The sequence below is a fragment of the Psychrobacillus glaciei genome (assembly GCF_008973485.1).
Taxonomy (GTDB): Bacteria; Bacillota; Bacilli; order Bacillales_A; family Planococcaceae; genus Psychrobacillus; species Psychrobacillus glaciei.
Window position 1 is genome coordinate 915,857 of record NZ_CP031223.1, and the last position, 12,200, is coordinate 928,056.

General features: G+C 35.9%; 3 protein-coding genes. 2 read left to right on the plus strand and 1 reads right to left on the minus strand.

Features of this window, described 5'->3' with window-relative positions:
- Window positions 1–218: 218 nt before the first annotated feature.
- Both PB01_RS04200 and PB01_RS04205 read left to right on the plus strand, forming a co-directional pair.
- On the plus strand, window positions 219–5,354 hold the full coding sequence (locus tag PB01_RS04200) for a S8 family serine peptidase (RefSeq protein WP_151699029.1): 5,136 nt from the start codon (window positions 219–221) through the stop codon (window positions 5,352–5,354).
- 409 nt (window positions 5,355–5,763) lie between these two features.
- Window positions 5,764–10,647 carry a S8 family serine peptidase gene (locus PB01_RS04205; RefSeq protein ID WP_151699030.1) on the plus strand — a complete coding sequence of 1,628 codons (4,884 nt, stop codon included), beginning with the start codon at window positions 5,764–5,766 and terminating at the stop codon, window positions 10,645–10,647.
- Between the two features lie 201 nt (window positions 10,648–10,848).
- Here PB01_RS04205 and PB01_RS04210 read toward each other — a convergent pair whose 3' ends face one another.
- The gene (locus PB01_RS04210) at window positions 10,849–12,003 is read right to left on the minus strand and encodes a HupE/UreJ family protein (RefSeq protein WP_225986162.1); all 1,155 of its coding nucleotides are present in this window, start codon (window positions 12,001–12,003) and stop codon (window positions 10,849–10,851) included.
- Between the last annotated feature and the right edge of the window lie 197 nt (window positions 12,004–12,200).

The window sequence follows — 12,200 nt, forward strand, 5'->3', positions numbered from 1 at the left end:
AACTCGTGTTAATAAATTTTCTTTAATAAACAAAGAGTTGTATTTTTGTAAAGAGTGCATCAATGAATAAGTATACAAACTCATTAGATATGTATAAGTATATAATTCCGAATAATTTAATAATGCTGAATTTTAATAGTTTTCAAACTATTAAAAATGTGATAAGTTGGTAATGTCGCATGAATTATGCGAAATTAGGGGAAAAGGGGAAATAAGATTTGAAAAAATTGAAGTTTACTAAGTTCTTCAGTAGTATTCTTGCTTTCGTAATGGTTCTTTCTATGCTATCGCCATTCTCGGTATTAGCAAACGAGCAGCAATCAGTACCATTGGTAAATGATGGTCAAAGCGAAAGTGATTTACTTGTAAAAGCAGCTATTGATGAACAATTAAATTTGTTAAATAGTGAGGCAACCATTCACCAAGATTTGAAAGGGGTTACAGGCGACAAAGATGTACCTGTCATCATTCATTTATCAGAAAAACCAGTAGCACTTGAAAAAGGTATTAAAGAGTTTGCTGGCAAAAAATTCACAAGTTCGGATGCAGCTTCTGTGGAAAAGAAAGTAAATACACAGCAAATGAACGTACTAAAAGAATTGAAAGTAAAGAAAATCTCTTTTAAACAAGGTTTTTCTTACGATACAGTTCTCAATGGTTTTGCGGCAACGGTAAAAGCAGACGATTTACCGAAGCTTCTTGAAATTGATGGCGTCGTGCTAGTCGAGCCTGATGAAATGAGATATGCTCTCGGCGAACCATCTAAAGTTGACAGCGATGTTAAAGCAGCAATGTTGACGAGTGTTCCATTCCTAGAGATTGAAAAACTTTGGTCTAAAGACATTAAAGGACAAGGGGTTAAAGTAGCTGTTCTTGATACTGGAATTGACTATAATCACCCTGAATTCGCTGGCGTTTATAAAGGCGGGAAGAACTATATTACACACACTAGCCAATATGCACGTCCGCGCACAGATAACGATCCATACGAGACATCTCCATTGGACCGTGCTGCAACTACAGCAGAGTTCAATGCGCAAGGGGATTCCTTCTACACATCCCATGGAACACACGTTGCGGGAACAATTGCGGCAATTGGTGCAAATAAATATGGCATTAAAGGGCTTGCTCCCAAAGTGGAGTTGTATGCATACCGAGTATTAGGTGGTTATGGAAGTGGTGCATCATCGGGAATTATTAAAGCGATTGATGATTCTGTTAAGGACGGAATGAATGTTATTAACCTGTCGCTTGGGGGAACTTCAAACAGTTCTACTGCATCGGACTCCATTGCTATTAATAATGCTATGTTAGGGGGAACAGTAGCTGTTGTTGCTACAGGAAACTCGGGACCAAATCGGGGGACAATCGGAAATCCATCTACAGCTGCACTTGGAATAGCAGTAGGGAACTCAACGAATCCAGAAGAAAGTTTTGCAGCAAGTGTTTCTGTAAATGCAGGAGCTTACAGCAAAACTTCTATTGTAAAATTGATGGGTGTTAAATTTGGAGAACAGTTGGCTCCGGCATTAGAAGGTGAATTCGATGTCGTTGCAATACCTGGTGTAGGTAATTCTAAAGATTTCACAGGTATCGATGTTAAAGATAAAGTAGCACTTATTTCTCGTGGAGATATAGCGTTTGTTGACAAAATTGCAAATGCAAAAGCGGCAGGAGCAAAAGCAGTTTTAATTCATAACTCTTTAACCGGATCGGGTACACCTGGACCAGCGGATGTATTCCTTGGTGACTCATTCCAATTCATTCCAGCATTTGATATGTCTTATACTGAAGGAAAGGCGCTTCGCGATGCATTAGGAACCGGAACGGGAAAAGTTTCATTCAGTAATATTACGTCATCATTTACGACAGGTGATGAAATGAACTCTTCTAGTTCACGTGGACCTGCAAATCCTGATTACGATATTAAACCGGACGTAGTTGCGCCTGGAACAAATATTATGTCTTCAGTTCCTGCTTATGGAAAAGACTTTCCAAACGCGGATTATAGTGAATCATATGATAGATACACAGGTACTTCAATGGCGACACCACATATTGCGGGAATTGCAGCATTAATTCGTCAGGCACACCCTGAATGGACGCCGTTCGATGTTAAAGTAGCATTATCAAATACTGCAAAAGTACTTGATACGAAGTCGTTTGACGTATTCGCACAAGGACCGGGGCGAGTTCAACCTTACGAAGCTGCATACCCGAAAATCCTTGCATATGCGCTTGATAAAACAATACTTAGCAACAAAGTAGTAAACAACGAAAAAGGTACGGTGACATTTGGCAAGCTCGGTCAGGTAAAAGACGGTGATGTTACCGTGAAAAAACAAATTAGGGTGAAAGATATCGCTGGAAACGGGGGGCAATACACGGTCCGAGTTGAAACGACAAAAGCATTTGGTGCCGCAAAGGTTACTGTGAATAAACCAACATTTACTTTGAATGGTACAGAATTAATTGAACTGACATTGTTTGCTCCGAAAGCAACAGGAAAAGCTGGAGACGAAATTCTCGGTTACATTTATATAGAAGGAAATGGAACTCAAATTTCATTGCCATTTGCAGCCGATTTCTCACCGAAAACTTTAGCTACAGGAGTACATTATGTCAAGCTTACAGATCACGATATATCATTTAATCCAGATGTGGAGAAAGTTTTGCCAGTTATGTCACTCCAGTTAGTTGGAAGCTACGGCTCAAACTATATTAGGTTACATGATTTGTTAAGTGCTAATTTTAACGAAGATATTGGTCATATTAGTGCTGCGAATAGCCGTATTGCAGGATTGTATACGCTTCCAATGACGGACAAGTATACAAATTTAGATAATGAGATAGTACCAATTCCTGAAGGAGTTTATATGACTTCGTTTTATGCACAATTGTCAACAGGAGCTAAAGCTTGGTATGGCAATTGGGATTTTGAACCACTTTTTGTGAAAAACAGTGCTGCGAAAGTTGAGGCGGCAAAATCACACAATACAATCGAATCTAGCTATATATTTAAAGGGGAAATTATTGACAAATATTTTGATTTCCAAGAGCCTTTATCTAAAATTGGTATGGATTTTGATGTTAATAAAAAACTATTCGTTACGTACGACTTAACGAATGCCGAAGGTAAGAAAATTGGTGAAGGCCAAGTTGCTTTTGGAAAAGATGGCGCATTCTCACTTAATCTTACAGATTTAACTCTGGGTGAAAACACAGTGACAATCTACGTTAATGATGCGGCAAGAAATAAAGCGGAGTACAAATATACAATACTTGCAAAAGATACCGTTTCTTATTCAGTAAATACAGATAAAATTGACCTACAAGTTGGAGATCAAGCGAATCTAAAGGTTACTGAAACAACAAAAAAATTAGATGGGACAACAGATGAAAAAGATGTGACTGCACAAGCGACATTCGAAAGTTCGCTTAATGCAATTGCGAAAGTAGAAAATGGAATTGTAACAGCGGTAGCTGCAGGTGAGGCAATTATTGATGTTATATATAATAATGAATTGATTCAACAAGTTCGAGTAGTAGTAAAAGAAGTACCTGTCCTAGATGTTATTACACTAATAGTAAATAACACGGAAGTTAATTTAACAGTAGGGGACACTGAACAGCTTACTGTTACAGAAATGACTACTTTAAAAGATGGAGAAGTTAAAAAGAATGAAGTAACAAAAGATGCAGAATATGTAGTTGATGAAGATAGTATCGCAACAGTGGTAGAGGGATTAGTTACTGCAAAAAAAGCAGGAACAACGAAGGTTACAATTACACATGGTGACATTGAAGTGATTGTAGACGTAACTGTTACAGATAAAGTAGTAGTTCCGAATCCAGACCCAGTTGTTACTTTATCGGTAGATAATACAGATATAAAATTAACAACTGGCGGTACAAGTAAACTTGTAGTGGAGGAAACGTCAAAACCTGTAGAAGGTGAAGCAACAGTAAAAGACGTAACTTCAGAAGCAAAATACGTTGTTGCGGATAATAAAGTAGTAACAGTAGAAAAAGGATTAGTAACTGCAAAAGCAAAAGGAACAACTACAATTACAATTGAACATGGTAAAAACAAAGTGGAAGTAAAAGTAACAGTGACAGATCCAGTAGTGAATCCAGGTACTAGTGGTGGCGGATCATCAACCCCATCACAACCAAAAGTAGAAGATATTAAGGCTGAAACTGGAACAACTATTGCCAATACAACGGTTAAGCGTACTACAGAATTAGATGGAACTGTAAAAGATTCGGTAACTCTAAACGCGCAAAATGTAAAAGATTCGATTAATAAATTAAAACAACAAAATCAAGACACTGCAAGAATCGTAATTTCAGATAATGAAGATAAAGTAAATGAAGTTAATGTAGCGATTCCAAAAGACGCAGTAAATGCATTTTCTGAAGGTAAAGCAAATCTAGAAATTTTCACAGCAAATGGCCATATCTATATTCCACAAACTTCGATGAAAGATTTCGGAAAAGATCTCAACTTCCGTGTCGTTCCGATGAAAGAGGAAGCGAAGAAAAATGTGGTCGAAGAAAGAGCTAAAAAAGACACATTAGTACAAAAAGTAGTTGGGAATAAAAAAGTAAACGTGTTAGGACGTCCAATGGAAATTGAAACGAATATGCAAAATCGTTCGGTCGACTTAACATTACCGCTTCCAAAAAATGCTACACAAGAACAACTAGATAACTTAGCTATTTTCATCGAACATAGCGATGGAACAAAAGAGCTAGTTCAAGGAAAATTAGTAGAGTATGAAAAAGATACAAAAGGAATCCAATTTACAGTCAACAAATTCTCTACCTTTACGATTTTGTACGCAGAAGGTGCAGCCAAGTATTTTGCTCAACACTCATGTGACGAAAATGCGAAAGCTAGTTGCCTGCAAGTGAACAAAACAACACCTATGTACGTATTAGAAAACAATCGCTTGAAAAAAGTAGGCGAAGCAGTAAAAGGACAAAATCTAGCGGTTAAACAAACGATTTCTCCGATGCTTGGTCTAGGTGGAAACATCTGGTTAGAACGAACAGCAGCCATTTCTTACGAAACACCTTCGAAAGAAATGGTCGCTAAAAACCAATTACCAGCGAACAAACGTCCAAAACAAATGTGGAAAGGCCTTGAGCTAACTCCAGGTCAAATTGGTAAAGTTACCATTCTTGAAGACACTGTTATTTGGGAATCCATTGACAAAACAACGAAACTGCCAAGAGTATTGAAGAAAGGCGAACAATATCGAGTATATCGTTATGTTCCAGGCATGTACCAAATCGGTGATAATCAATATATCGTCCAAGATTCAAATGTAGTTCTCATCAAAAAATAATTAACAAATCGCTCCTAGTCATATCAATAATGACCGGGGGCGATTTTTTTACCAAACAAGTGGGAATGAGTCTTGATAAAAATGGTGCTATAAATATTCAGTTTTCATTTAATAAAAGAATAATGCATGGAGAAGTTGGAAATTGAGTAGTTGTTTAAGAGATTAAACTTTGGTTGAAGGATAGCGAGTACTCCTAAATATATTTCGTGAAGTTTATTATATTCTTATATGAAATAGTTACTTTATATTCTAAAGTTCTGAACATTCAGTTTTTAGTAATATAATTGTAATATTATAAATACAAAAATACATTTATAATAATCTAATAATATGGTAAATTCAATATTGCCACACTTTTTGGTTTATTTTGTTTCTAATGGTGTGAACTAGAATACAAGGGGGAAATAATTTGTTGAAATTAAGAAGAATCTTGCTAATGACATTAGTTTTTATGTTGTCATTTAGTAACGTTGCATTCGGAATGGGTACGGTTTCAAATGCGAAGAGTAAGGTTAACTTGCCTACGCTTCAAATACAAAAACCAGAACATAATATTCCAGAAAGACTGGTAGATCCAGAAAATCCAGACGAAAAAGTCCGGATTATAGTAGAGCTTACTAATGCTCCAACGATTGAAAAAGCAACAAAAAAAGGTGTACTTTATAAGGAATTAAACTCTTCAGATCGTAAGAGTTTAGAAGCAACTGTTACAAAAGAACAAGTTGATGTGCAAAGTACTATTACACAAGAAGCACCAACTATTGAATACTTAGAAAATTTTACAACCGTCTTTAATGGTTTTTCTGCTGAGGTTGAAGCGAAGTATGTAGATCAAATAGCGTCTATTCCAGGTGTAAAAGCTGTCTATGAGTCTACTGAATACGATCGCCCAACTGAAAAGCCAGAAATGATTTATTCGAAAGAATTGGTACAAGCACAACGCGCTTGGAATGAATACGGAGTCAAAGGCGAAGGTATGGTAGTAGGTATTATCGATACTGGTATAGACCCAAGTCATAAAGATATGATCTTAACAGATAATGCAAAAGGGATAATTACAAAAGCAAAAGTAAATCAGCTATTAGCTGATGGAACAATTGAAAAAGGTCAGTTTTATACAGCGAAAGTGCCGTTTGGTTATAACTATATGGACGGTAATAACCAAATATTAGACCTAGGCCCTGATGCTTCTATGCATGGTATGCATGTAGCTGGTACTGTAGGTGCTAATGGTAATGAAGAAAACGGAGGAATAAAAGGTGTTGCACCGGAAGCACAACTTTTAGCATTAAAAGTTTTCGGTAATGATCCTGGGTATCCTTCAACTTTTGGAGACATTTATGTTAAAGCTATCGATGATGCAATTAAACTTGGAGTGGATGTTCTAAACATGTCTCTAGGTTCTACTGCAGGTTTTGTGGATGCAAGTAATCCAGAGCAACAGGCAGTAAAAAGAGCAACAGATAATGGGGTTCTAGTTGCAATTTCAGCAGGTAACTCAGATATGTTCGGTTCAGGAACATTTTATCCATATGCTGAAAACCAAGATTATGCGCTAACAGGATCTCCAAGTGTATCTTATAATTCTTTTGGTGTTGCTTCATTTGAAAATAGTGTAATCACAGCATATAGTTTCGATTATCATTTTGATAAAGTTAAATCTGGTAGTGCACTTTATTTACTATCAAATGATGCGGATCCAATGAAAACTTTAGCAAAACCTACAGCAATAGTGGATGCGGGTATTGGAAATCCGCAAGATTTTGTAGGAAAAGATTTCAAAGGCAAAATTGCTTTAATTAGTCGTGGTACGATTGATTTTGTATCAAAAGGAAAAAATGCACAAGCGGCAGGTGCAATAGGAGTTATTGTTTATAACAACACAGCGGGAACAATTAATATGGCATCAGATCCTGCAATTAAAATTCCTTATATGTCGGCGCTTCAAGCAGATGGATTGAAATTAAAAGCAGCGTTAGATAGTGGTAAAGCTGTTGCTGTTTCATTTGAAGGGAACTTTGTGGAAACTAAAAATGATAAAGCTGGGAAAATGAGTGATTTCACTTCCTGGGGTCCTACACCAAACCTAGATTTCAAACCTGAGATTACAGCTCCAGGTGGAAATATTTTCTCAACATTAAATGATAATAAATATGGTTTAATGAGTGGTACTTCCATGGCAGCACCACATGTTTCTGGAGGTACGGCATTAATTTTAGAACGTGTGAATAAAGAGTTTAAGTTATCAGGGTTTAACAGAGTTCAATTGGCGAAGAATTTGTTAATGAATACGTCGAAACCTGTAGAATTTAAAAAAGGTGAATTTGTATCACCTCGTCGTCAAGGTTCAGGTTTAATGCAACTTGCTAATGCACTTTCTACAGATGTTGTCGTTACTAATAAGGCAACAGGTGAAGCAAAAGTAGCGCTGAAAGAAATTAAAGATAACAAGATTTCTTTCACATTAGAAGCGAAAAACTTTTCTAAGAATGAGAAAAAGTATGATGTCAAGGTTGCAGTGCAAACGGATAATATTACAAAAGCCAGTGGTGTAATGGTGACTGTACCAAATCAAATTGGTTCGATTGTTGTAACTGACGATGTTTCAATCAAAACATTAGATAAACTAGTAATTCCAGCAAATAGTACTAAGACATTTGATGTAGAAATTGATATTTCAGAACTTGAAGAGCTGAAAGAGTATTTCACAAACGGCTTCTTCGTGGACGGTTTTGTTACATTGACTGATTCAAATGAAGCTATTACTGGAAACGTTCCATTAACTGTTCCGTTCTTCGGTTTCAACGGCAAATGGGATGAGGCTCCAATCTTTGATTACTTTGCATGGGAAGATATGTCATATTGGGGAATGACTGCTTTGGCAGATGAGCAAGGTAACTTTATTGATGGTGGAGGTAATTTTGACCCAACTCGTTTTGGTTTCTCTCCAAACGGTGATGGAGTTCGTGACAAAGCGATTCCGGTATTCTCCCTATTCCGAAATGCAAAAGAGTTAAAAGTACAAGTATTGGATAGTACAGGAAAAGTGGTTCGTACAATACGAACTGCAAAAGATTTAACAAAAAATTATATTCTAAAAAGTTCTTACCGATACAACACAAATTACGGTTGGGATGGAAAGATTAATAATAAGATTGCGCCTGACGGGGACTACTTCATTCAATTAAGTGGTGTCGTAGATTTTGAAGGTGCCAACTGGCAATCAATCCAATTCCCGGTGAAAGTGGATACTATTGCACCAACTGCTGAGGTTACTTTCGACCAAGAAACAAATAAAGTATCAGTTTCTGACTTTAAAGATAATGAAGGTGGTACTGGGGCGGAATATTGGGAATTATATGTTAATGGAAAATTAAAATCAAGTTCACTTTCTGTTGACATAAATGAGTTTGTGATTGATACACCTTTGATAAATAAAGACCGTATTACTGTAAAAGTTGTGGACGCTGCAAGCAACTTTACTGAGTATAAATTTGCAATTACAAGTGAAGAAGAAACAACGCATCCTGTCATTTTTATCAAGAGTCCAGAGTTCCATGATGCGTATGATACGAATGAAGTAGAAGTTAACGGTTATGTCGAAGACGATTCAAATATTGTTTCTGTTACAGTAAACGACGAAGAAGCAGAATTTGATGGAGTGAACTTCTCTCATACTTTGACTTTAGAAGATGGAGTGAAGGATATAAGAGTAGCAGCAATCGACGAATTTGGAAATGAAATGCAAATTACTCGTAAGATATTTGTCGATACTCAAGTTCCAACCATTTCTGTTAAGAACAATTACCCAAGTAGTACAACGAAAGACACTGTAAAAGTTAATGTAAATATTGGGGATAACTTCGATCAAATTCGTTTGTTAGTGAATGGAGATGAAAGATTCTCTCGTGACCTTTCTGAACCTTATGCGATGAACGGATTTAAAAAAGACTTAGATCTTGATCTTTCCCTTGTAGATGGCGATAATGAATTTATTTTTGAAGTGGAAGATTTAGTTGGTCATATTTCTACACAAACTATTACTATTAAAAAGACAAATGTAGTGGTTGTTAATCCAGGTGGCGGTGGTGGATCATCTTACCCATCACAACCAAAAGTAGAAGAGATTAAGGCTGAAACTGGATCAACGATTGCCAATACAACGGTTAAGCGTACTACAGAATTAAATGGAACTGTAAAAGATTCAGTAACTCTAATTGCGCAAAATGTAAAAGATTCGATAAATAAATTAAAAGAACAAAACCAAGATACTGCTAGAATCATAATTTCAGACAATGAAGATAAAGTAGATGAAGTTAATGTAGAGATTCCAAAAGACGCAGTAAATGCATTTGCTGAAGGTAAAGCAAATCTAGAAATTTTCACAGCAAATGGCCATATCTATATTCCACAAACTTCGATGAAAGATTTCGGAAAAGATCTCAACTTCCGTGTCGTTCCGATGAAAGAGGAAGCGAAGAAAAATGTGGTCGAAGAAAGAGCTAAAAAAGACACATTAGTACAAAAAGTAGTTGGGAATAAAAAAGTAAACTTATTAGGACGTCCAATGGAAATTGAAACGAATATGCAAAATCGTTCGGTCGACTTAACATTACCGCTTCCAAAAAATGCTACACAAGAACAACTAGATAACTTAGCTATTTTCATCGAACATAGCGATGGAACAAAAGAGCTAGTTCAAGGAAAATTAGTAGAGTATGAAAAAGATACAAAAGGAATCCAATTTACGGTTAACAAATTCTCTACCTTTACGATTTTGTACGCAGAAGGTGCAGCGAAGTATTTTGCTCAGCACTCATGTGACGAAAATGCGAAAGCTACTTGCCTGCAAGTGAACAAAACAACACCTATGTACGTATTAGAAAATAATCGTTTGAAAAAAGTAGGCGAAGCAGTAAAAGGGCAAAATCTAGCGGTTAAACAAACGATTTCTCCGATGCTTGGTCTAGGTGGAAACATCTGGTTAGAAAGAACAGCAGCCATTTCTTACGAAACACCTTCGAAAGAAATGATCGCTAAAAACCAATTACCAGCGAACAAACGAACAAAACAAATGTGGAAAGGCCTTGAGCTAACTCCAGGCCAAATTGGTAAAGTTACTGTTCTTCAAGACACAGTTATTTGGGAATCCATTGACAAAACAACGAAACTACCAAGAGTCTTGAAAAAAGGCGAACAATATCGAGTATATCGCTATGTTCCAGGTATGTATCAAATCGGCGATAATCAATATATCGTTCAAGATTCAAACGTTGTACTGATCAAAAAATAAATAAAAAGTAGTAACATAAAAAAAGGCGTTCCTAGCGAAATTAATCAATCTAGGAGCGCTTTTTTATTGCAAATACATTACAGGTGCCTGGCACCTGTAATGTATTTGCGATATTTAATAAAGCTAGTTATAGAATTAAAAAAATCTCCTTCAGTGATTAGAGACTGAAGGAGATTTTCTTTTGTTAAAAGGTCCGTGTATTTAGAAAAATAATTGATTAAATAAGAAGTATGCACCACCTATTACAATTACCGCAGAAAGAACTTGAACTAATTTCAACGAGTTTTTCTGTTTATGTAAATAGAATAGTATAGGTAGACATACTAAGACAATTGAAAGTTGAATGACCTCAATGCCAACATTGAAACTAACTAATGCAACTGCTAAGTGACTTTTTGGTAATGCCATTTCTTTTAATAAATCTGCAAACCCTAATCCGTGAATTAACCCAAATGCAAAGGTAATACCCCATCGGTGTTGAATTTTCTTGCGGAAGATATTTTCCAATGCCACATACACAATACTTAATGCAATGACTGATTCTACAAATAAAGATGGTAAATTTACAATATCTAAAACCGATAAACTTAAAGTAATACTATGAGCAACCGTAAATGCAGTAACGATTCCAATATATTGTTTCAATGTTTGTTTTCTTAAAAGTAATGCGATTAAGAATAAAAGATGATCGTAACCTGTTAATATGTGCAACATCCCTAATTTGAAAAAGGAAAACCAAGAAGAATTAGATTTGTGTACTGGAGTAGGTGTACTGGCATCTCCTTCGCCTTGTGGAATTTGTTCCTCAGCAAGTAGCATTGTCCAACTGCGTTCATTCCCTTGTAAAACCGCTTCTGTTTTTTGGTCTCCATATGCAACTGTTACCAGGTTAACGTAGTTTGTATTCGAATCATTCACATATAAACCATCCGTTAATATAATTGTGTCTCCTGACAAGAATCCATCATATGTAAACGTCAATTTAAGAAATTGCTTATTATCCTTTTCAACTAACTCCATCTTTTCAAGAGTAGGTGTCATTTCATTGGCACCTTTATCTAGTGCAAGGGACTCTGTAACAAGTTCCTCTATATGATGCTCGTTCTCATCCAGTTCACTTTTTTCAAGTTTACTGTCTTTATTTAAATCTACTTCGTTTATTAATTCAATGATCGACTGGGTATCGATAATAAACGTCATTTCTGTTTTTTCATTTGATATTTTCAAATCTGTGTAACTAGCACTATATGGATGAGCGAAGGTAGAAAGTGGAGCTACAGTCATAAATAAAATGAAGATGATAAAAGAACGAAATATTAGCTTTCTTGGACTGCGTTTTTTACTATTTGTTATCAAACCGATTCCTCCTCGTACTTTTCAAAATTAAATTAATCTTTTTCATCCTAACAGTTTTTTTATTGTTTGAGAATCCATGACTTTATTAATTTTTTGTAAAAATTATTAAAGTCAGACATCTTACGAATTAATGCTTTTCAACAGCCCAAAAAAAAAGTAAGATATAAATACCTGATAAAGGTACAAGCACTATAATC